This is a genomic window from Brevibacillus formosus (genome assembly GCF_003013405.1).
Classification (GTDB): domain Bacteria; phylum Bacillota; class Bacilli; order Brevibacillales; family Brevibacillaceae; genus Brevibacillus; species Brevibacillus formosus.
On record NZ_PXZL01000034.1, the window covers coordinates 12943 to 35424 of the forward strand.

At 47.9% G+C, this 22482-nt stretch carries 23 protein-coding genes and 2 pseudogenes; 7 read left to right on the top strand and 18 right to left on the bottom strand.

From position 1 onward, the window contains the following. The first annotated feature begins 23 nt into the window (after positions 1-23). The 3 genes from C7R91_RS25475 to C7R91_RS25485 all read left to right on the top strand — a co-directional run bounded on the left by C7R91_RS25475 (position 24) and on the right by C7R91_RS25485 (position 1443). A complete protein-coding gene (locus C7R91_RS25475) occupies positions 24-311 on the top strand; it encodes a hypothetical protein (RefSeq protein WP_047074105.1) in 288 nt (95 codons plus the stop codon). Between the two features lie 104 nt (positions 312-415). Then, entirely contained in the window at positions 416-979 is a 564-nt protein-coding gene (lepB, locus tag C7R91_RS25480) for a signal peptidase I (RefSeq protein WP_047074107.1), read from the top strand. Positions 980-1104: 125 nt separating this feature from the next. After that, on the top strand, positions 1105-1443 hold the full coding sequence (locus C7R91_RS25485; protein WP_083995229.1) for a YmaF family protein: 339 nt from the start codon (positions 1105-1107) through the stop codon (positions 1441-1443). 125 nt (positions 1444-1568) lie between these two features. Here C7R91_RS25485 and C7R91_RS25490 read toward each other — a convergent pair whose 3' ends face one another. From C7R91_RS25490 to C7R91_RS25510, 5 genes are all read right to left on the bottom strand, one after another. After that, a complete protein-coding gene (locus C7R91_RS25490; protein ID WP_047074109.1) occupies positions 1569-2324 on the bottom strand; it encodes a hypothetical protein in 756 nt (251 codons plus the stop codon). Beyond that, a complete protein-coding gene (locus tag C7R91_RS25495) occupies positions 2314-2898 on the bottom strand; it encodes a sigma-70 family RNA polymerase sigma factor (RefSeq protein WP_052773446.1) in 585 nt (194 codons plus the stop codon). The genes C7R91_RS25490 and C7R91_RS25495 overlap by 11 nt, the downstream gene beginning before the upstream one ends. Before the next feature lie 255 nt (positions 2899-3153). After that, positions 3154-4020: a pentapeptide repeat-containing protein gene (locus C7R91_RS25500; protein ID WP_047074111.1), complete on the bottom strand. Its 867-nt coding sequence runs from the start codon at positions 4018-4020 to the stop codon at positions 3154-3156. A gap of 62 nt (positions 4021-4082) precedes the next feature. Continuing rightward, positions 4083-5846: a stage II sporulation protein P gene (gene spoIIP, locus C7R91_RS25505; protein ID WP_047074113.1), complete on the bottom strand. Its 1764-nt coding sequence runs from the start codon at positions 5844-5846 to the stop codon at positions 4083-4085. 231 nt (positions 5847-6077) lie between these two features. Further along, positions 6078-7022, bottom strand: coding sequence for a GNAT family N-acetyltransferase (locus C7R91_RS25510; protein WP_047074115.1), 945 nt, complete (start codon positions 7020-7022; stop codon positions 6078-6080). 490 nt (positions 7023-7512) lie between these two features. On the opposite strand from C7R91_RS25510, the gene C7R91_RS25515 reads away from it, so the two are divergent. After that, positions 7513-8046 carry an acyl-CoA thioesterase gene (locus C7R91_RS25515; RefSeq protein ID WP_047074117.1) on the top strand — a complete coding sequence of 178 codons (534 nt, stop codon included), beginning with the start codon at positions 7513-7515 and terminating at the stop codon, positions 8044-8046. A 71-nt stretch (positions 8047-8117) separates the two neighbouring features. Here the strand turns inward: C7R91_RS25515 and C7R91_RS25520 are convergent, their stop codons facing one another. After that, positions 8118-8615 carry a GNAT family N-acetyltransferase gene (locus tag C7R91_RS25520; protein WP_047074119.1) on the bottom strand — a complete coding sequence of 166 codons (498 nt, stop codon included), beginning with the start codon at positions 8613-8615 and terminating at the stop codon, positions 8118-8120. 37 nt (positions 8616-8652) lie between these two features. Between C7R91_RS25520 and C7R91_RS25525 the strand changes: the two genes are divergently transcribed. Next, the gene (locus C7R91_RS25525) at positions 8653-8835 is read left to right on the top strand and encodes a hypothetical protein (protein WP_047074121.1); all 183 of its coding nucleotides are present in this window, start codon (positions 8653-8655) and stop codon (positions 8833-8835) included. Between the two features lie 50 nt (positions 8836-8885). On the opposite strand, the gene C7R91_RS25530 is transcribed toward C7R91_RS25525, so the two are convergent. After that, the gene (locus tag C7R91_RS25530) at positions 8886-11798 is read right to left on the bottom strand and encodes a WG repeat-containing protein (protein ID WP_047074123.1); all 2913 of its coding nucleotides are present in this window, start codon (positions 11796-11798) and stop codon (positions 8886-8888) included. Between the two features lie 201 nt (positions 11799-11999). Between C7R91_RS25530 and C7R91_RS25535 the strand changes: the two genes are divergently transcribed. Further along, positions 12000-13061 (top strand): AI-2E family transporter, encoded by a 1062-nt coding sequence (locus tag C7R91_RS25535; protein ID WP_047074125.1) that lies wholly within the window; start codon positions 12000-12002, stop codon positions 13059-13061. A 55-nt stretch (positions 13062-13116) separates the two neighbouring features. Here C7R91_RS25535 and C7R91_RS25540 read toward each other — a convergent pair whose 3' ends face one another. The 7 genes and pseudogenes from C7R91_RS25540 to C7R91_RS25570 all read right to left on the bottom strand — a co-directional run bounded on the left by C7R91_RS25540 (position 13117) and on the right by C7R91_RS25570 (position 18086). Beyond that, a complete protein-coding gene (locus tag C7R91_RS25540) occupies positions 13117-14004 on the bottom strand; it encodes an NAD(P)-dependent oxidoreductase (RefSeq protein ID WP_047074127.1) in 888 nt (295 codons plus the stop codon). A 131-nt stretch (positions 14005-14135) separates the two neighbouring features. Next, positions 14136-15248: an aminopeptidase gene (locus C7R91_RS25545; RefSeq protein WP_047074128.1), complete on the bottom strand. Its 1113-nt coding sequence runs from the start codon at positions 15246-15248 to the stop codon at positions 14136-14138. Positions 15249-15711: 463 nt separating this feature from the next. Continuing rightward, positions 15712-16185 carry an MgtC/SapB family protein gene (locus C7R91_RS25550; protein ID WP_047074130.1) on the bottom strand — a complete coding sequence of 158 codons (474 nt, stop codon included), beginning with the start codon at positions 16183-16185 and terminating at the stop codon, positions 15712-15714. A gap of 113 nt (positions 16186-16298) precedes the next feature. Next, positions 16299-16601, bottom strand: coding sequence for a DUF4127 family protein (locus C7R91_RS25555; protein WP_047074132.1), 303 nt, complete (start codon positions 16599-16601; stop codon positions 16299-16301). A 30-nt stretch (positions 16602-16631) separates the two neighbouring features. After that, positions 16632-17353, bottom strand: a pseudogene (locus tag C7R91_RS30005) (FAD-dependent oxidoreductase). A gap of 191 nt (positions 17354-17544) precedes the next feature. After that, positions 17545-17685, bottom strand: a pseudogene (locus C7R91_RS25565) (GNAT family N-acetyltransferase); the annotation flags it as partial. A gap of 8 nt (positions 17686-17693) precedes the next feature. After that, positions 17694-18086, bottom strand: a complete 393-nt coding sequence (locus C7R91_RS25570; RefSeq protein WP_047074135.1) for a hypothetical protein — start codon at positions 18084-18086, stop codon at positions 17694-17696. A 186-nt stretch (positions 18087-18272) separates the two neighbouring features. Here C7R91_RS25570 and C7R91_RS25575 point away from each other — a divergent pair, with 186 nt between their 5' ends. Continuing rightward, on the top strand, positions 18273-19241 hold the full coding sequence (locus C7R91_RS25575; protein ID WP_047074138.1) for an MraY family glycosyltransferase: 969 nt from the start codon (positions 18273-18275) through the stop codon (positions 19239-19241). 65 nt (positions 19242-19306) lie between these two features. Here C7R91_RS25575 and C7R91_RS25580 read toward each other — a convergent pair whose 3' ends face one another. From C7R91_RS25580 to C7R91_RS29835, 4 genes are all read right to left on the bottom strand, one after another. Then, positions 19307-20170: a GNAT family N-acetyltransferase gene (locus C7R91_RS25580; protein WP_047074140.1), complete on the bottom strand. Its 864-nt coding sequence runs from the start codon at positions 20168-20170 to the stop codon at positions 19307-19309. A gap of 25 nt (positions 20171-20195) precedes the next feature. Next, positions 20196-20915, bottom strand: coding sequence for a 3'-5' exonuclease (locus tag C7R91_RS25585; RefSeq protein ID WP_047074142.1), 720 nt, complete (start codon positions 20913-20915; stop codon positions 20196-20198). A 137-nt stretch (positions 20916-21052) separates the two neighbouring features. Next, positions 21053-21904, bottom strand: a complete 852-nt coding sequence (locus tag C7R91_RS29830) for a serine hydrolase domain-containing protein (RefSeq protein ID WP_236697981.1) — start codon at positions 21902-21904, stop codon at positions 21053-21055. Continuing rightward, positions 21882-22478, bottom strand: coding sequence for a serine hydrolase domain-containing protein (locus C7R91_RS29835; protein WP_236697975.1), 597 nt, complete (start codon positions 22476-22478; stop codon positions 21882-21884). Before C7R91_RS29835 ends, C7R91_RS29830 begins: the two co-directional genes overlap by 23 nt. Positions 22479-22482: the final 4 nt, after the last annotated feature.

The window sequence follows — 22482 nt, forward strand, 5'->3', positions numbered from 1 at the left end:
ATATCCCAAAAGTAGGTAGTTACATGCTCAGAGCACTTGGTTTTGGCGTTGCTTTGCAGATTCTCTGTATGATCATAGCGATAACGACTGGGAACATCGATCAAGCGGGCAATTATGCTGAGTACCTTGTATTTGGTCTCCTTACACTAGCTGGTCTAATGGTTTATAACGCCCTTAGCTCCCCTTCAGCCTATTACAAAGAACATGAAGTGCAAGATTATAAAAGCAGATGGAAATGGACCTTTTATTTCCTGCTCGCCTCTGCACCCAGCGGCATTTTTGCTGTCATCTTTTTCAGCTTTTTTGCTTAATTCCTTTTGTTTCTCAAGCTTAATCTTCTTCATTTATGTAACCCAAAAGCACCATTTCACGTCCTAACCAGTAGCCACACCAAAGTAATCTTTCACAGGGAAGGATGCGGTCTGATTTGAAAAGCGTAAAAAAAATATGGGGCTGGACCAAAACATTGGGCATCTCCCTTTCACTCGCGATGCTGGTTAACATATTTGTCCTCCAACCTTTTAAAGTGAATGGACAATCGATGGAGCCCACTTTGCAAAACGACGAACGTATCTATGTGTCGAAATTGTCCCATACATTCTCTTATCTCCCTGAGTACAACGATATTGTCGTGATCGACAGCCGTGTAAACCGGGATCGTACGTTAAAAGATGACATCCTTGAAAATCCTTTACTCATGCTCGCCATGGGGAAAAGCGAAGCCAAAACATTTTGGGTAAAACGAGTCATTGGCAAACCTGGCGATACTTTGGAGTTTAAGAACGAGAGCCTGTATCGGAATGGACAGCCGTTAAACGAGCCGTACATAAAAGAAAAAATGGTCGACTTACCTGATGCCAAAATCGTCATACCAGAAAACCATGTGTTTGTGATGGGAGATAATCGTAACAATAGCGATGATAGTAGAGTCATTGGCGTGATCCCACTCGATCATATCATGGGAAAAAAACTGTTTTAATCAGACGAGAGCCTTTTCCATTGAGGAAGGCTCTCGTTCTTTTTCAACGCATAGACGAATGTCCGTTTCGAAACGCCTGACAAACGCATTTACTAGTGACAAATGCATGCAAAGGGGCGTTTATTGTGAGCTTTCGGCACTCTCATTCATTACGCTTTATTCGATTTGCCGATCGGCCCGGGCATTTTCATGGGTATGACACACTGACAAGCATTTCGGATCGTCATCGTCACCGAATCCGTGGCAGAACGTCGCCACCAGAAGGAATGAGAGATCGGCACGTCCATTACTACGAAGGTACCACCACGTTTGATGATGGACATGTGCATCACTACAGGGGATGGACGAGTCCGCCTATTCCGTTGCCAGACGGAAGTCATTACCACGAGTTTTCAGGGCAAACCACCTATGATGACGGACACACTCATTACTACAGGGGTGTAACCAGCGAGGCCCTATCTTAAACGAAAAGGCTGTCCCTCTCCGGAACAGCCTCTTTTTACCACATGACGAAAACACCCAGACGATCACCAACGTCGAAAAGCAATCGAAGTCGGTGTGCCTGGGTACGTAGTTTAGTGACAACTGCTTATTTATTGGCGGCTTTCGTTGACAAGGATTCGATGATTTTGCCAATGGTCGCAGCATCAAAGCTCTTCTCTGCCATTTGGTACAGCTCGAACGTGAATCCTTCATGCTCCCAAATCACGATCCCGTTGGCGAAATACACCTTTTTCCCGCCAATGGTTTCGATCTTGACACCCTCTGTCGTGCTAATGCCGTTTTCGCCACCGATTGAAATCGCCAAGGAGATAAACTCTTTCCCTTTTTTATACTGAATCTCTACACTACTCTCGCCATAAACGACCGTGTTTTTATAGGAATAATGCTCTGACAACCATGTCGGTGCGGGAAAGTCCATTTTGCTGGCTGCGCGTGCTTCTTCCAATGTCATCTGTGGGGGTGCCTTGGGTTCTACAGGTATCTCGATTACTTGGGAATTGGACTGAGTAGCAGGCTGTTCTTTATCGTATTGGGTAATTTCCATGTTCCCGACCTGAAAGCGTGCCAAGATCGTCTGGAACATTTCTTGGGCAAACGATGTAGTCGAGAATGCACCTAAAAGGCAAACAACAGCAACAGCACTAACTGTGGCAGCTTTCCATTTATTCGTTTTCATATAGATCCCGTCCTTTTTACTTTCATGTAGTTGTATGTTTCCTGATTCCAATTTGAATTTCAACCGATTGTATATGTTGGCTTTTGAAGTGGCGTCATCTAGTTCCAGATCAGTAAGCAAGTTGGTGAGTTCACGAAAATCGTCTAGATCATGCTTACTCTTCATAACAGAAGCCCCCTTTTTGCAATTCCATCTGCAGCTTTTTCAAGCATCTGTAGAGCACGACCCCAATATTTGAACCACTGACACCAAGAAGTTCTGCAATTTCTGCGTTTTTAAGACCTGCCGCATATTTCATGGCGATGATATTGCGCTCCTTGTCACTCAGCTTGGCCAGTGCTTGAAATAAGGCTTGATGATTATCGTCGCGGATCACGATGTCCTCCGGTGACGACTTCGGCAAGACCAGATTCAGAATCGAATCCAATGAAAAGCTGCTCCTTTTCTTCTGTAAGCGGAAGTAATCTGTCACTGCGTTTCTGGCGATCGCAAACAACCAGACCTCAAAGTTTGATTTATCCGGCGTGAAGCTGCTGTATTTTGCTATCACCATTTCAAACACATGACTGCATATTTCTTCCGCTGTGTAGTGATTATTGATACGATAGCAAATATATTTGTAGACGCGCTTATAGTACGCACCGTAAATTTGGGCAAAAGTTTCGGTGGACATGCTTTCTGCTTGGCTTTTATGTTCTTCTTTTTGGCAGATGCCAGTGTTCACTTGGGCAATCTCCAACTACTTCCCCTCCCTTCTGGATGGAATAAACAAATTGCGCAATTTGTTTGGTTGTGAGCCTCACGATAGTTAATACGGCAAAAGTAGAAATGTATTAACAACGTTTTTCAAAGATCGGAGGAAATAACATTTACTCGAAAAATGAAGGCGAGAGCATTCCAATCCAGACCGTAAAAAATAGCATCTGGTCTTGGAGGGAAACATATGACTGAAAAAAGCAGGATGTCAACGAATGACACCCTGCTTTTGGTCCATTTATTTAGCCCAGTGCGGTGGACGCGTGAACGAAGGTGGCAGCTTGGTGCTTGCATCTCCCTTCGCCGCGTTGAGCTGAACCTGCGTGAGAAACAACGTCTCCGTCAAGTTCGCTCCGCTCACATCTGTGTCGCGAAAATCTGCACCAATGAGGTCAGCTCCCCGCAAATCTGCCCCCCGCAAATCAGCAGCAATCAAATAAGCGCCGCGTAATTGGGCTCCTCGTAAATCAGCGCCTTTGAGCTTGGCACCGATGAGATCAGCGCCTCGGCCGTAGGATTTTCCTGGCTTGCCCCCTTTGTACTTGGCAACCGCGTCCTTGCGTACCCATTCACTTGTCCGCAACAATAATTCATTAACTTTTGCTCGATGAAGAGCGATGTCCAGCTTCAGGATTTCCTCAGGACTCTGATCCGTCAGGCGCTGTGTCTCCTCCAAAGCTTCCTCCAATGCAGGATGGAGGGGCTCCGCAGCTTGCTTAGTCAACGCCTCCGTTATATACCAAAGCAGCTCATGAAGCTGCCACATGATCGGAAATACTTCGTACATTTGCTTCGCTGATCCGGGTTCTTTACGCCAATCTTGGCCGCCATAGGTGACTTGTGACACCTTTTGACCAGCCCCAAAACAATCGTAGACAGTGCAACCGCGAAAGCCAATGTCTCTCAGCTTTGTGTGAACACCACACCGGAAGTCTGCCTGTAAGCTACTACAGGGCTTGCCTGCGTCTTTATTGATGGCAAAGTCAGAGGAAGCAGCAAAAGGTAATGCCACACAGCACAAGCCAAAGCAGCTTTCACAGTCACCTTGAAGATGACTGCGACTGTGATCGTTAGTCGATTGTATGTGTTCTTGATGTGTAGCCATAAATGATCCTCCTGGAAAAAAACACGATTCTCTCGCATGTGGCGAAAAGAATCGTGCTACTTTTAATTAAATGCGATTTGAGATTCGATCAGGTAATTCCCAAAGACTTCGGCAAAGGCTTCTGCTGTATTATAGCCTTCTTCCAAGGTGTTGTTCGTACCACCGAATTCCAAAAGCAGGGCTCCCTCGGAAATGGACTGATTGTAAACCCCGTTCCCTTGATTGGAACCTTTCAGGATAATCCCCCGCGACAAACCGGGATAAGAGGCTTCCAGACGGGCGTTCAGCTCTTCCGCAAGCTTTTTGTTCGCCAGATGGTTCGGGTTCGCTGTTCCGATTACAAACAGCATCCGGGAATAGGTTTTGCCATTGATCGTGATCGCTACCTTGCTGCGTGGCTCATCACTGTCCCGATGAATATCGAAAATGTACTGCAAGTGCGGACTGGTTGCAGCCGCTGCCGCTACCGCCTTGTACGACTCGGTATAAGACATCGAGTAGCTTTTATTTTGTTCCCTCAATCTCTGAGCGAAATCGTCCTGACTCGCCATTGCCGAAATACCTCTTGCTTGCAACAGCTCGCCGAGCCGTTTCCCAACAAGCGTGATGTTGATTTCAGGATCATCTACCGAGCTCCCTTGCTGGTTCCGTGCAACATTTCTCCAAGACTCACGATTGTGGGTGTGATAGATATACACTTTCTCGTTTCCAATCATCCCACTGTTGTACTCGTACGTTGCTCCTGTCGGTGGCAGAGTACCAGCTGGTTGAATCTTCTCTACGATCCACCCCGCGATGTAGGCGGTCGAATTGTCTGCCAGCCTGATGAGGTACCAATCTCCTACTGTTTGCACAACCGGGAATACTTGTCCGGGTTGAACTGTTCCGATTACAGCATGAGCGGTAGTGGGACCGTTGCGGATGTTGGAATCAGGATTTTTGACGCGAATTTGCAGTTCTTGTACAGAGGGCGGCGTTGTTGTTGGCAAAGTTGCTGGTGCCCCCGGTGTTGAACTCGGCGGTGTCGGAGCTGTCCCAGTCTGTTCCATTGGTTTGAAGATATAACCGTAGGTCCCGTTAAAGTTAATCGTGTACCAACCATTCGCATATCCGTAATGGTTGATCGTCATCCCGCCATGGATTTGACCAATGACAGTACCAAGAATATCTGGCTGCGCATAAACTTCATAGCCTTCCGTTAATACGATTGTCCCTTGCCCGAATCCACTACCTGTATTGGATGGGAGTACAGGAGGGGGTGGGGCTGGCATTGTTGTCGGGGCTGGGATAGGCGTTGGTGCCGGAGTTGGTACTGGTACCGGAGCAGGCGCTGGAACCGGGACTGGTTTTGGTGCCGTTGTCTCCGTCAAGAAACTAGCTTTCACCCAGCCGTTCTTTTGATCAGACAGCTTAATTTGTGCCCAATCCCCTTGCTTTCTCATTTGCAAAAACACACCGTTTTTGTCGATGATCTGCAAAATTTGTGCAGTGGCATTTGGTTCCGCCCGAACATTCAGCATGTCCACATTGCTTCTGACATATTTGATCTGTGGAACTTCTATCATCTTCACATACTTATTATTGACCCATCCGGTATTACCGTTCGGCAGCTTTACCTGGGTCCAATCTTTTTGCTGTTTGGTGATTGGCAACCGCGTCGCTTTTTTGAGTGTTGCGACAATCTGTGTAGTCGTACCTGGCTCGCTTCGAATATTTAACTGATCGACCGCCACTTCTACATGGGTGGCCGCTCGCGCAATGGACAGAGGCATCAGCAAAATCAGGAAGAAAACAGCTAGCAAGCTGACATTTACTCGTAAAAGCAAGTTCCTCGTTCCCCTCTGTTTTTCTCTTATTTTTGGAAAATCCAGCTAATAGAAAGAACTTCTCGATTCATCCGCGTATTCCTTCATGTTTTGACATCTTTTGCTCTCAAAACAGCAATATCGTCACGATCATTCTATCTCCTGAAAATAGTGACGTATTTGCTAGAAAAAAGTTACAGAAAAAAGGATGAAGCGAAAAGCTTCACCCTTTTTCTCTATTCTATTTCCTACCTACCATTTCGCTGCCCAAGCTTCTATCTCAACTTTGAGCGAAGGGACTGCCAATGCCGGGACGTAAGACATGGTCATCGCTGGCGGTGTCCCCCCGTGGAACTTCTCCCACACCTGATTAAAATGCTTCCAATCCATTTGCTCGGTTGCCCATATATTGATTTTGATGATTTGGGCCGCAGTAACTGACTCACTTTCAAAAATGCGCAGTATGTTCTGTAGCGTGTTTTCTACTTGTTCTTTCATATCTGTCGGCAACTCTCCGTGAAGGTCCATTCCTACCTGCCCAGAAAGCACGAGCAAATCGGCTCCTTTTGGAACGACCGTCAGATGTGAATAGGGTCCCATCGGCGGAGCAACTGTGCTAGGATTTTTACGCTGAACCTGGGGCTTCGCCTGATCAGTTTGTTCTTCCTTGACGATCGCCAGTGTTTGATGATCTTCCCAACGACCATTGATTTTCACGTTTTTCTTGGCAATCCCTTCCTTGTGGAAACCAGCTTTTAGCAGCACCTTGATCGAGCCTATATTATGCGGCATCACTCCTGCTTCCAAACGGTGAAGACCTAATGTCTCGAAGGCATAAGCCACGACGAGTTTTACCGCTTCGGTCATGTAGCCTTTTCCATTATGCTCTTTGTCCAGGAAGTAGCCAATCCAGCAGCTTTGCAGGTTATCTCTTACAACCTCCGAAAGGATGACTTCGCCAATGATTTCTTCCTGTCCTTTTTTTGCAATGACAAAAACGTACCCTCTGTCTTCTTCTTTTAATGCCATCGCACTCTTGATCCTGTCGATTTGTCCTTCCAGCGTGTAAAACGCCTCTTCTCTCGTCCCTGTGAAGTTTTGAAAGAAATCTCTGTTTCTCACTTCAAGCGCCAAGAGGCTTTGTGCATCCGCTTCTTGTACCAGTCTTACGTAAATGTTCTCTCCGTTTCCTTGCATACAATCCATCTCCCTTTTTCGAAATAAAAAACACCACAGGAAATCCTGCGGTGCCCTAAAAAGAAAACCACAGGAATGCGACCTGTGGCGTTTTTCCACTGTATCCTGATGAATCCCACTACATCAAAGGATGGTCGCTATATCCGTTTTTGGACATACTTCTCCCGTGATTTAGCCAGATCAAAGAAAACAGCGGTGGAGTATCCAATTCCTTTTGGCAATGACAATAATGATCTTTTTTTCATATGGATACCCTCCTTTCCGCTGTTTTTTGTGCATACCATTTCGATATAGAGACGATCGTAGCAACAACCGTTACATTTTTATCCATAAACTACTCCACAAGTATAGCGGCAAATGACATTCGTGGCAACAGCATCAGAGTCTCTTTTTGCAGGAGGAATAGATCCATGTATTTGTGGAACAATGAAAAGGAGAGAAGATTGTCATCATTCATAATCCGATTGCAAGAAAGAAGGGAGCTACCTTTATGACGATTCAACGTTTTGTTCGGGAGTCGCGCACGTTCAAAGCAAGCCATGTGCTGCCTCCGGATACGAACAATCACAATACGCTGTTCGGCGGCAGGCTGATGGCGCATATCGACGATGTTGCTGCGATCTCTGCCATGAAGCATGCCCGGGGACCAGTCGTTACCGCTTCTACTGATTCCGTCGACTTTTTGCAGCCGATTCGGGTGGACAATGAGGTTGCACTTGAAGCCTTCGTCACATGGACGCATAATACGTCGATGGAGGTATTCGTCAAAATTGTTGCGGAGGATTTGCTAACAGGCGTTCGAACCGTCTGTGCCACATCATTTCTCACGTTTGTAGCGATTGGTGAAGATGGGCGGCCTACCCCTGTACCCAAGATCGTGCCGGAGACGGAAGAGGAGGTATTCCTGCACAATGGTGCTGACGAACGAGCTGCGGCACGGAAAATCAGGCGCAAGGATAACAAGCATCTCGCGGATATGCTCGGAACGAGACGTCCGTGGGAGCCATTATTGAACACCCCATAGCGCCCAAAAGTCCCCTTACCTTTTACAGGCAGGGGACTTTTTGCTCCTACATGCCTTCAGCCAGCAGCTTTTTAGACAACGCACAAGCGATAGTGGAGAAAGTCATCCGGTGTTTCCGACTCCATGTCATAGGGTTCGAATCCATTTTTCAACAACACTTTTTGCGAGGAGATGTTATCCGGTGTTGTTTTCGCACAGATCATTCTGACATTCAAGTGGGGAACATGCTCCTCCAAAAAGAGCTTCAGTGCCTGTGAAGCCACTCCTTTTCCAGCGGTATCTTCCCCGACGCGATAGCCGAGATGTCCGATTCCTTCGTCTTTCTCGATGTCTACCAAATTCATTCTGCCCAAGATATCACCCTGGCTGTTTTTGATGAGGCCAAAAAACGAGATTCCTTGCGCCTGCTCGTCGAGCAAGGCTTGCAGACCTCGTAAAAAATGGTCATATTGGTAGTAAGCGTCTCCCCGACTGGGAACCGATTTTTCAAAAAAGGCGCGATTGCTCAGTTCAAATTGAAACAAGCTGGCTGCATCCTGTATGCTTAATTTTTCGATAGCAATCATCATGGATACGTATCCTTTCTTAACTCGAGGTGGAATGAATATGGCAGTTGCTTATTTGGAAGAAGGCACGTTTATCGCCTTTATTGCCTTTACGATATTTTTCTTTGTCGCTTACAAGCTCGATCAGATTTCGTTTGTCTCGTTCATTGTGTCCTTGGCCGTCACGGCTTGCGTTCACGCTGCCTTCTATTGGTTAATTGTAAAATATTGGCCGTTTTTTTAATAGCACGAAAAAGGCGAAGGATGAACACCCGCGCCTGTACGTTGATCTACTCACAGCTTCGCTTCATAGGCCGCAAGCAATTGAGCTGCTTGCTTGTTGTACTGGTTGACCAAGCCTTGAATGGCTTTTTGCCACTCAGCTTGTGGGAACGGCACTGGTAGTTGATTGGCCGGCTTGCCGTTCACGATTAGTGCTGTTGTGAGCATTTGCTGTTGTGCGTCACTGAGTGAAGCCGTCGTTAACACCTTTGGCTTGAGCACTTTTTTTCCTTTCAGGGAACGCATGAGCTCTGTCATCAAGATGTGCTGATACTCCGCGTACAAATTCATCGTCATGTAGTAGCTCATTCCCTCTCGAAACGGTACAATTCCCCGTTTCTGTGCCCATTCCAATACCTGTGGCGTCGTCATCGCTTGACTAGTTTTGCCCGTCGCCATGAAATAAGCCACTCGGAACATATCTTCGTCGCTCATGACAGAACGATTCTCATCGGCTTTGATGATACCCTTGGACACCAGTTCTGAAAGTACCGCCTGCTTGCCTGCATCCTTCGGCAGATTCAAATAAAGCGCCAGATTGGCAAAAAAATGGCTCTCGCTGTTGCCGCCAGCTGGCCAGCTATACGGTTTATCGAAATCGATCAGCTCAAGCGGGCGTTGTCGCATCAACTCTGAGTAGGCAGAAAATGACTGGAAGGAGATCGGCCGATAGGTGACTACTGGCTTTTTCGTCAGGAATCGGGTGGCAAACAGCTCTTGCCCGCCATGCCCGAGATAGCCAAATTGGTCTTTTGTCGTGAACACATAGGGAGGCTGGCTGGCAGAAGTGCTCCACAATTGCATAAATAACTGGTCAACCGGCATAATCGTCTCAAATTTGGCACTGGTCAGCACCTTGCCATCCATAGACAGCAGTCCAAATAATCCCGTCTTTTTATCCTGATAAACGATGGCACTCTGCTTGCGATCCGGTAAAATCAAAAACTTCAAGGACTGATAATCCCCTGTGCTCAAGCGCTGCAGCTCTGGTGAGTATACGTCCCACCCTGCACTCGTTTGAACGAGCAGCTTGTTGAAATCGGCCTCTGCTACATAACCGTTCACGCCCGTGAGCTTATTTACGAGCTGATTTCCTTCTGGTGCCCATATATCAAAGGTGCCGTCTGCACGTGCCGCTATCGCGATTTTGTGATCTTGTAGCATTCTTTCGGTTATATCGCGATAAATAGCTTCGCTGACGACCTGAAGCTGCCCGCCATCGGTCTTGCTCATTGACATTCCCACGACACCCGGTCTTACACTCATGGTGTATACGGAGTCAGCCACTTTGATCAAGGTGATTGGCGATCTGTCGTTGCCACCCTTCCACATCCCGACTTTGTTCTCTGTAGTCAGCAGCTTGCCCTCTGGCGTATACAAATCGGTCCAATCACGATCCATTGCAACGATCAGCTTGGTATCGGAACCCAAGTAGACAGATTGGTAGTGCTTGCTGATTGGTTGTTTTGTCTTGCGGTCCACGATCATAACGCCTTTTCCCGGCTGATACTCTGTCGTCAAATCATCGGACAACGGTTTTGGATTGCCAGCTTCTTGTGGTTTCCCGCTGAAGTTGTATCGCTGCACTTTTCCATCCGGCTCAGTCACCAACACCCGCCCCGTTGCTTCCTCATAGCGAATGACTCGATTCTCGACAGGAGCCAAAACCAAGCCTTCATTTTCAGAATAAAGTCCGATTTTGTTTCCGTCCTTAATGCTGAGCATGCTGTAGCTGCCCAATGTCACATACGAGTCGAACCAAAAATCAGGCTCTTTGACTTCTTTATTCCAGCCAGGGAGGATTGCTTTTTTCCCGTCGCTGCGGACGAGCAAGCGTGCAGCTGGCGGACCTTCTACCGAAGAATAAGTGAACGGTATGACCGTTCCTCCTCCAACCTGGGCGACTCCGTACAGATTCGTTTTAGGGTCCTGTCCCAGTACATAGCTCCCATGTAAAAATTGGGCGCCTTTTTTGAATGGATGTGCAGTGCCTTTGGCAACGGAATGATATGTGGCTACATCTCCAGTTACGGTGTAGTACACATCCGGATTTTGGTTTTCGATCCCCACTTCTTTATATATGGGCTCTGCCAGCATCCGTCCGTCTTTCCACAACCCTTGTCCTTTTGGCCCAATCACCTGAAAGTATCCATTATTCCATATATAAATCGCGTTGTATTTGGGCTCCAGTACGTACTTTCCATTGCGATCAAGCAAGCCTTCTTTTCCACCAGATCGAACCTTAAGATACGCGGTGTCTGGACCACCTTCGTTCGGAATCAGTTCTGTCTTTGCCAGTGCAAACAGCTTTTTGCCGGAAGCAGAATCGTACATGATAAGCTCTTTGGGTGTGGTCGCGACGAAATATCGCTTTTTCTCCGCCTCTTTATTTTCCGTCTGACCAGGAGCAACGAGTTGCACCATCGTCAGCTTGCCCGCAAATGGAGGAACGAGGACCTTGCCATCCCCATTGAGCAGCATCGATGATTTTCCCAGCAGCATAATTGCCGTCCCTTGCTCTGCGGACGAATAATACGGATGCGCCCCAGCAAATTTCATGGTCGACAGCTTGTGCGTCTTCAAATCGATATACTGAAACCAGCCGCCTTTTTGAACAATCGCGATATTTTTGGAATCGGGAATGTCGATGTTATCCCAAATTGTAGGGGTTATTTCCTTCCCGGTTCGCGGGTCGATAATTCCTTTTTTACCGCCCTTTGTAACGATCATGCCTGAAGAAGTTATCTGAAATTCATCATAAATCGCCTGAGTAACCAGCTTGTTACCATCCGTAAAGCCGATCTTGTAGTCTGTTAAATACGGCTGAATCTGGGAAAACGTAGCAGCATGGACAGAAGAAGTCCACGCACTTGCCCCGAGTATGACCGCAGTAACCAAACTCATGGTTTTCGTTTTTATGTTCATTGGTGACTAGCCTCCTATGGCAACGTTCCCTTCCTTTGACGCTTCGTAGGGTGAAATAGTTTCGCTACACTTTTCAAGCAACTGGAACCTTTTCTTTCCGTCCACTCGCTTTTAAGCGTGCTATAATTGTTCACACCGACGCAGTATAATCATCGTATACGGATGGGAGTGCTGAAAAGAGCACTTGGAAAGGATGTTCCCATGAATTTCTTTGCTGCCGCCTTGCAAAAGCCGGATGTAAGACGATTTGGGATTTTAGCGTTGTTTTGTTTGTTGCTTTACTCCTTGGGAAGTATGCTGAACATGGTTTTGCTTACCTTTTTAGTTACTTATTTAATGAATCGGCTGCACCAATACCTCACGCGGCTCACTCACAAAGTCGTGCCGATCCATCCCAAGCTGATTCTCATTTTTCTCTATATGCTGCTGACATTCTTTCTCGTTGTGGGTGGGATGAAAGCCATTCCGGCGCTTATTCACCAAACCGGACAATTGTTCCATGTTATCGAGCAAGTGTACCACCAAAATCAGCACAATGAGTTTGCCCCTTATCTTATGTCTGTTGTTGGGAAGCTCGATATGAAGGGCATCGTACAAGGCAGCCTTGATTTTCTCGCAGTGATCAGAAACATTGGGTTCAATGTCTTTCTAGCGATTATTTTGAGCCTGTTTTTCCTGCTCGGAAAAGACAATGTCGTTACGTTTACCGCTCAATTTCGCACGAGCAAATTATCCTGGCTGTACAACGAAATCGCCTACTTCAGCCAAAAATTCATCCTGACCTTTGGCAAAGTAATCGAAACACAGCTGTTGATCGCTTTATTCAATACGACCTTCACCGTCATCGGTCTATGGATCATGGGCTTTCCGAATCTATTGGGACTCGCGATCATGGTCTTCATCCTGGGACTCATTCCGGTTGCAGGTGTTGCTATTTCATTGATTCCGCTCAGTGCCATCGCCTATAGCGTCGGTGGTATCGCAACTGTCGTCTATTTGCTCATTTTCATCATGGTGATTCACGCGCTTGAAGCCTATGTGCTGAATCCTCGCTTGATGGCAACGAAGACTCACTTGCCGATTTTTTACACATTTGTCGTTCTGATCTTTTCCGAGCATTTCTTTGGGGTATGGGGACTGATTGTCGGGATTCCGTCCTTTGTTTTCTTGCTGGACATCTTCGAAGTGAAGAAAATGGAACAACCCCCGTCCAAAAACCGATCCGTTCCAAAAGATGTGCGAGATGTACAAGTCAATACCTGACGGATGGAAATAAAGAAGGAGCCCCTCTTGAAAAGGGCTCCTTTTCTTTTTGCTTTTATTTTTTGCCTTCAAACCATTTGATCAAAGCTTGCGTACCGCTATCTGCCTCGCCGTTTGCTGCCAATTCTTCATAGAGCGATTTGGAGAGTGCAAGTCCTGGCGTCATCAGCCCCATTTCCTCCGCTGCTTCCAATGCGATACCCATGTCCTTGATAAAATGTTTGACGTAAAAGCCAGGAGCGAAGTTGCCCGCGATCATACGCGGCGCCAGATTCGACAGCGACCAGCTGCCTGCGGCACCCGCTCCAATGCTCGTCAGCACTTTTTCCGGGTCCAGACCTGCTTTTTTCGCATACGCGATCGCTTCGCACACACCGATCATGTTCGTCGCAATGCAAATCTGGTTGCACATTTTGGTATGCTGACCTGCACCTGGTCCACCCTGCAAGACGACGTTGGTCCCCATGATCGTGAACACTGGCTCCATCGCATCAAATACTTCCTGATCGCCGCCAACCATGATGGTCAGTCGCGCTTCCCGTGCCCCTACATCTCCACCGGAGACAGGCGCATCCAGGGAATACAGCTCGTGCTTTTTGGCTTCCTCATAAATATGTTTCGCCAGCGACGGTTTCGATGTCGTCATATCGATCAAATAAGTGCCTGGCTTCGCATTGGCCACAATTCCATCCGCGCTAAGATACACTTCCTCGACATCAGATGGGTAGCCGACCATAGTAATGATGACGTTTGCCTCTTTTGCCAGCTCACTGACATGCTCCTTCCAGATCGCACCGGCTGCCAGCAAATCTGCCGCTTTTTCCTTTGTACGCGTGTATACCAGCACTGTATATCCCGCTTGCAGAAAATGGTTTGCCATGCTTTTCCCCATGACACCCGTTCCTACAAATCCAATAATTCTTTCACTTACAGGCAAAGTCATGTGAACCACTCCTTCGTTTCTCTCTTTCCTATTATCTCGACAATTGTACTTCTCGAATCTATCCGAATATTCCTGCTTTGTTTAAAGGAATCGGCATGATGATCGCAGGCGTAGGGCATTATCGCCCTCCCCTACAAAATCAATTGCTCCGGATTCAGCCCCAGCAGCGCCTCATGCACAAACCTTCCGTCTTTTCGAATGAGTACATCGTCAAACCAGATTTCGCCGCCACCGTATTCGGGGCGCTGAATGCAGATCAGGTCCCAGTGAATCGCGCTGCGGTTGCCGTTATCCGCCTGATCATAGGCACGACCCGGTGTAAGATGGAAGCTGCCAGCGATTTTTTCATCAAACAAAGTATCCCCCATCGGATGCAAAATGTACGGGTTAAACGCAATGGCGAATTCACCGATGTAGCGTGCACCTTCATCTGTGTCCAATATTTCTGTTAGCTTGTCCGCATGGTTCGCGTGCGCCTCGACAATCTTTCCTTCCCGAAAAGTAAACCGGACGTTTTCAAACGTCGTACCTTTGAAATTGCTGGGCGTATTGTAGCTGATCGTCCCGTGAATCGAGTCGCGCACAGGAGAGGTGTACACTTCTCCATCGGGAATGTTTCGTTTGCCTACCGCTGTCCGCGTCCCAATCCCTTTGATCGAAAACGTCAGGTCTGTCCCTGGTCCGACGATGCGCACCTTGTCTGTTTTGTCCATGAGGTCGTACAACGGCTGGCACGCTTCGGCCATTTTCCGATAATCGAGTGAACATACGTTGAAATAAAAATCCTCAAATGCTTCTGTCGTCATGTTGGCCTTTTGGGCCAGAGCCGAAGTCGGGTAGTTAATGCGCAGTCCCGTAATCTGATTGTCGACATAATGGAATATGGAATCATACGCTTCTGCATACAGACGGTACTTCTCCTGCGGAACATCCTTCATCTCACTGTCATTCGTTTCGCCATGAATTCCGATATAGCCCTGCATGCCAAACCACATGTCCTTTTCCCACTGAACGGTCTGGGCAAGCTGCTCTTCGGTTAGCCCTTTCAACCATTCCCGCTGGACCTGGGGCCGTACAAAGCGCAGGTGGGGATACGCTCCCTTCGCATACAGTCGCTTCACCAATTCCATTGCGAGCGGTTCTCCTTCATCCACGACCATGATCATAATATGCTGTTTGGCCTGCACATCCATGCTGTAAGAAATTAAGTTGTCTGCTATTTTTCCTAGTCTTTCATCTCTCATCGCGCACGCGTCCTTTCTGGATTTTGATTGCTCTTCCAGCATAACGCGCGTTTGTCAGAGGAATATCATCGGGAACAGCTGTTGATGATTTCGTGCTTTTGGCGTTTGGCAAGTTTGTACGAAGAAGTTCTTGAGATCATTGTACTGCATTCACCTTCTAAGTTTTGCTTTCAAACAATAACGAGAAGCTGCGTAGAAGAAGCGAATTTCCAGTCCAAGCGCCTCTGGAGCCCAACCTAGCTTCGGAATAAATGGCGGGGAATTTAAGCTTCACTTATGAAATTCTTCCTCGAAACTTCTACGTTTGAAGCGCTCCCGCCATTTATTCCGAAGCGGACAGTCATACTTCTTGCGGGGCGTAGGCCGAAGCGTAGACTGGAAATTCGCTTCTTCCCACACTACAGCCCCATTTCATACAAAAAAGCGATGCTAAGGAACTTGCCCTGCACCGCTTCTCCACGATTCACTTTCCTAACCGCTTGTGCTGGACATCCTCCACACGCTGACTGATCCTGGCGAGTACAAAGGCGATGATGACCGAGAATATCACAATGCCGTAAAATCCGGCTCCGATCCCTATGCCAATCCCTCCAGCGAAAAAGATCATGGCTGCGGAGGTCAGTCCTTTTACTTTCAAGCCGTCCTTTAAGATGACGCCTGCTCCCAAAAAGCCAAGACCTGTAACAATCTGCGCAGCCAAGCGCATCGGGTCCATCATCGTTCCGTTGCCAGGCGCACTGTATAGCTTTGTACTGTAAATGGAAACGAGTGTGATGAGCGTGCAGGCTACGGACACGTACATATACGTTTTCAGTCCGGCAGGCTTGTTTCTGTGCGAGCGATCCCACCCGATGAACAAACCGAGAATCGCGCTCACCACTACCCGCGCATACATTTCCAAGTCATACTGCACATACAACCATTGTAGAGTCTCCATCCTCGTCACCTTCTTATAGCGATAGAGACATGATATGTGCAGACTCGAAAAATAGACCGGATTTTTAAAAAGCTTACTCCCTTTCTATCCTCACTTCTGGCCCGACAAAGACTTCAAACAACCGCTCCCAGGGAAGCTTGAAGCCAATCGCCAATTTCTTCCCCATCGCCCGGAGTTATAAAATGACCGAGTATGTCTTCGTCCGGCATAATCGGCTCCACTCCGCCTGCCCGTGCTGACATTTGCGGAAAATACGTATTGACTGGGCGATCATCGAGGGGGACAAGGGCGACTTTGGCAATGGGCTTGGGTAACGCTTTTTTCGCCGCTACTGTACTCGCCTGCGCAAATGGAACCATGCCTGTTACTAGTGCCGCCATAGCCAGTGTTGAAATGACAACGCGCAACTTTTTCATAGAGCCAATCTCCTTTCAAAATGAAAAGGTTTACTCGAGAACGGCATCCGCTAGACGCAATTGTTCCTGTAATTTCGCCACGTGAATCGAACGCGGAATGGTCTTGCCATGAAACGCGATGGCCGCTGCTGTACCTGCTGCTTGCCCTGTCGCCATACAGCTCGGGGTAAGCCTGGTCGTAGCCAGCGCCTCATGTGTCGTAGAGATACAACGCCCCGCCGCAAGCAAGTTGTCGACGGACTGAGGGATCAGGCATCGATACGGAATGTCATAAGCGCCCTCCCCCTCAATATCTGCTGCCACTACGCCTTTGCCAGAAGGATCGTGAGTGTCAACCGATAGCCGCTTCGTGCGACGACATCCGGAAAACGTCTGCCTGCAACCACGTCTTCGATCGTCAAGCTGTACTCTCCGACGATTCTGCGTGTCTCACGGATTCCAATTTGCGTTCCGACAGAAGTAGCCGACGTATTTGTCTGAATTTCTTTTAAAATGGACAGGATTTCTGGATCGTAGAGCGGCATGAGTGATAAACGCTTTATCTCCCGAATATTACGCTCCAGGTTGCGATTGATCTGGCCCACAATCTGCTCCGTGTATTCAGCCGTTCTCAATTCCGTTGAAGCCGAAAACTTGCTGTACGTGATGATTCCTTGCAAGCTTAACGGGATTGCGATCAAGCAGAGAAAAAGCGTGAGAATCTTCGCCCGTAGCGTTCCTTGCAAAAAAAGCGTCGAGATTTTCCTGTTCATGATGGCCCCTTTCTACTTGTTTGAATAATCAGTATTTTTTCACCAAAAAATCCGTCAGGTCAAAATCCTGACGGGTACCTGCTTCCTCCATAAATAACCTCCTCGCATCGGAAGCTATTCATACTATTTAAACAGAAAAACGGACGCCTGTTAACCGTCCGCTTGTAGCTTGTTCGACTATTCCAATGTATAAAGTAAAGAACGGTATCATGCAGGCTGCCATCAGCCGATCGGGCAAGCCCCGGAATACGTCCTGCTTCTTGATAGCCCATCGACTGATACAACTGGCTGGATGGATCGCCCGCTCTTGTATCCAAAACGAGGAGCCTCCGAATTGTTTTTAAGGTCGATATCCGTACATACTGAAAACAAACAGCAAGCATAGATAGATGATCGCTGCGGGTACAATGGTAAGAGAAATGAAAAACCGTTTCTTCACACCGTTGGCATTTCGAAACAGCCAAAAGTAGATGAACAGCAGGATGAGGAGAAATGGGACAAAATAAAAGCCAAGCATGAGTCCCACCCAATCCGAGTTGGTTTCCCAGAACTGCTCCGGCACGGGCACCTTATGATATTCACTATATATCTGTTCTTTACGTGATATAAATAGGTAAGATAGCACGAGGTAGTAACCGAATATAACAAATTTCAGCCAAGGCTTGATCTGTTTCGCTGCGAGTGTTATGGAAAAAATGATTCCTAGGATAAACCATAATGCCATGTATTCCATCTGGATCCCTCCTACGAAGGATTATAGGGATCGGATCTGCTGGAGATAAGTACCAACTTTTTTTGGTACCTCACCCTCACGTGATTGCAAGAGTCGACAAAATTTGGAATACTTCCTATAATAGACTTGTCAAACAACATGGTATGCGAGTATCTTTGCATATAGAAAGCTCACTACCTGTAGGAGATGGTCACGATAACGTACGCTCTTTCGTTTTTACTGTCGTTTTGTATCGTTATGGTGCTGATTCCGCCTCTGGCTAAATTGGCATTTCGCCTTGATTTTGTGGACAAGCCTCGTAAAGACGTGGAAAGAAAAATTCACCGGGAGCCTATCCCATTGACAGCCAGCTACGCTATTTTTGTTGGCTTTGCTGCATCGTTTTTGCTCTTCTCGAAAGAATCAACCGGGCAAACGATCGCTGTTCTGTCAGGCTCACTACTGCTGCTGATTATCGGTACCATTGATGACTGGTACAAGACGCAAGGCAAGGATTTTTCCGCCCTGCCCAAGCTGATCGTCCAAGTATCGGCCGCCGTCATTGTCTATCTGTCGGGTATTACTTTTTCCGGCTTTTACAATCCATTGAGTGGCGAATACATATTGCTCCCGCAATGGTTGCAGTTCATCCTGACCATCCTGTGGATTTTCGGGGTAACGACGGTCATCAATTTTTCGGATGGCATGGATGGCTTGGCTGGAGGGCTTTCTGCGATCTCCGCAGGCACGCTCTTCGTAGTCGCTTTGGTCAAAGGACAAAGCACATCTGCGATTATGGCGATCAGTCTGATCGGTGTTGCCTTGGCTTATCTGCGGTATAACAAACCGCCGGCCAAAATTTTCATGGGAGATGCAGGCGCGACCTTCCTCGGCTTTATCTTGGCAGTTATTGCGTTGGATGGTGCCTTTAAACAGGCTACCGTTCTCTCCTTGTTCATTCCGATTTTGGCACTCGGTGTGCCGATTTTTGATAATCTGTTTGTGGTGACCAAACGCTTCCTGCAAGGAAAGCCGATCTACCAAGCAGATGCCAGCCAGGTTCATTATCGCCTGCTGCGTTCTGGACTCAATCCGAAGCAGGTCGTCACCTTCCTGTGCTTGATCAGTGTTTGCTTTAGTCTGACGTCCATTATCCTGCTCCTGCTCGGAGTATAGTGATTATCGGTCACAACGAAAAATGCCGCTTGGGTCTAATCCCGGCGGCATTTTTTTATGAGCAATCATGCGAAGTCTCTCTTCGCTGTCGTGGTCGTCTGAAACGTTTGAAAGCCTGTCCGTTCGTACAACGCAATCGCTGTTTCGTTATGGGTGCCTGTGACGAGATACGGCTGCAAGCCCTTCTCCAGCGTCCGGTTCACAAAAAAGCGGACAAGCTCTTTGCCGTAGCCTTTGCCTTGATGCACGGGATCTACGAATACATCGTAAACTTCGCCATGTCCTGTGATGATCAAAGACCCTATGAATGCTCCCTCATGCTCGAATAAGTAAATATCTTCTCTCATATCGTTCAGGAGCCAGTTTTTCCACGCGTTCATCGCTTTCTCAGGATAATCTGCCAAACGGTATGGCTGAAGATCGATGCCTTTGCGCACCTCATAGTAAGCATCACTCTGCGATTGGATGTACATATCCATATCAGACTCCGAGAATTTTCGTACGTCAAGTGTCGGTGCAGGCCCGATCTCTCCTGTGTATTTCATGAGATGATGTCCCCAGATAGGAGCAAAGCCTCTCTTAGAAAAAAAATCGGCACCCTGCCCGTGATCTACCCGATAGGTAGCCATGACTGCCGTCGGCTTCTTCTCGTGCTGCTGCAGTTCTAGCCAAAGCTGATCGAACAGCCGTGAGCCGATTCCTCGCTTTCGATGGTTAGGTCGTGTATAGACGTATATTTCTGCTGTCCCGTCTTCGCCGGAGGAGTTCAAATCATATGTGCCGCAGCCGAGGATTTGATCGTTTTCCTCCCAAATGTAAACCGTAGCTTTTTCCACGATATCACCAATCTCTTCGGTCCTCCAAAGCATGCCCTCGCCAATCATCGTCACGATTGTCTCTTTGTCATTTGATTGTGCTTGTCGTATCATCTACGCACTCCTCCGTTCTCTCCCGCTAGCTCTGTTGGACGGTTGCTGCTTCTGCGGCTTTTTCCAACTTCTTGCGATGTTGCAGGCAAGCCTCGCACCTTCTGCTTTTTCGCCCGAAAGCCGTGTAATATTTGCTTTTTTTGCAAGACCGGCACGTAATGTACAACGAGCTCGACAAATTGTAGTTCTCCACCGGCGTGTTTTCTTTCAGATGAACCGTCTTGTTGTATTTGATGAGCAAATGAGCCGTGTGGATGGCATCGACCAAGGCAGAGTGCAGCCTGCCCTCCTGGATGATCCCTGCCGTGTCGATCGCTTCTTTCAGGCTCATCTGTTTGCGATCAGCCAACAGCAAGCTAATTGGCGGCTGGATGTCGTTGTAATTGCGCATCCAGTTGAAGTCCAAACCAAATCGCGCACAATGCTCGATCATCAGCCGCTTGTCGTCTTGCCCCCAAGTGCACAGGTAGTATTCAGAATCGTTGCCAATCCACTTCATAAATTCGGCAAATGCCCGGCGAAACGGGATAAAGGTTGGCATGTTCTCTTTATCGAGACCGATGAACTTGCGTGTTCTCTCTGAGATTCGGCGCTCAATGGCTGGAAAGGTATAGCGCTGAAATGTGTCGACTTCCACGCCATTTTTTCCGGGTACGACTTTTGCCGCTCCGATCTCAATAATTTCCGGAATCTTGTCTTTCTGATAAGTCAGTGTCGTTTCAAGGTCAAAAACAATGATCTGCAAGCGTAATCACATCCTGTATGTATTGTCTCTATTATGGCTCGGATCGGGCACAGAAAGCAAAATAAAGACAAAAGCGGCTGCCTGATTGAAACGAAAAAGGATAAGAACCCATCGGATTCCTACCCTTGTTTAGCCCTTTAACCTGGTGATTTTGTGGATTCCCTCGTCAACTGACGTAATCCGTAGCTCATTCTCGCTATTTGCCCGTCTTCATCCCGGAAAAATTCCATCCAGGGGATGGAATCTCTTTTTTGGAAAACGAAGCTGTCTTTTTGTACCGGGATCAGTGAGTACGAGAGACCATCCACCTCCACGTATAGTTTGCCTTCGCATTTGGCTATCGATGCGCTTACCCATTCCTGCGAAGAGTAGCGACCCTCGTACAGTGACAACTGCTCATCTGTAACCACGTATGGATCATAGTTATACAACGGAGCTTCAGCCGGTCTTGCAAAATAACTGTTCAAAAAGCCGAGGACCAACTCCCGGACGCTCACGCCATCGAGATTGACCAGAATCACGCCCGTAATCCCTTGAGCCGGAACCGAAAAAATGTGCGAGCTGATTCCCTTCAACGATCCGCCATGCTCTACCAGCAAGCCATCCGGAAAGGCAGGCGAGACCATCAGACCATAGCCGTAGGAGCGGTGTCCGTCTACACGAGCAAAGGGAGTGAGCATCTGCCGGACGCTATCGGCAGACAAAATAGGTGTCGGGTTTCCCACTGCCCCCAAACGAAAGATTTCCAAATAAGCGAGTAGATCATTCACAGTTGATTTGAGGAACCCCGCTGCTCGCATCGCCGGGGCATCGTGCCAGATAGGTGCTGCAATGATTTGGTTTTCGTCATCGATTTTTTTGTTGGTATACAAGATCGTGACGTCATCCTGGTCAGCCAACTCATCCACGGAGAAAACGGTTCTGTTCATACCCAGTGGCTGCAAAATATGCGTCGCAACGTAGTTTTCATACGTCTGGTTGCTGACCATGTTCAATGATCGCCCCCAAAAGCCCGTACACATCGTTGTTGTAGCTAAAGGCACCCCCTGGCTCTGAGAGTGGCTTCCCTTCGAATCCTGCAATGGCTTCCATGACTTCTTCATACGTATCTAGGTAAGGCACGGTCTTGAGTTCTTCCTCTGCCTTGGTACCAATGACAGCAGGATCATTTTCCATACTCCGCCTCATTGCGCCGTCTAAGTAAGGCATAGGCATTATTCCGGGCGTATGTGTCATGAAGTGATGGATCGACATGCGTGCTGTCAGCTCGTGATCACCCGCCCGAAACTCAGGTAAATATTTCACGACCGGATCATGGACAGACAGCTTGCCTGCCTCCTGTAGCTGCATGATCGCAACGCAGGTAAACGATTTGGTGATGGATGCGATGCCAAAAACGGTGTCGCGGGAAAGCGGCAGTTGCTGTTCCCTGTCACGAAACCCGAACATCCCCTCGTACAAAAGCTCACCGTTACGCGCAACAGCAATAGCTGCGCCCGGAGCCTTCGCCTCGTCTAGCAGCTGCTGTGCATACGCCTGGAACTGTTCCTTCCATGCCGTCATTCTC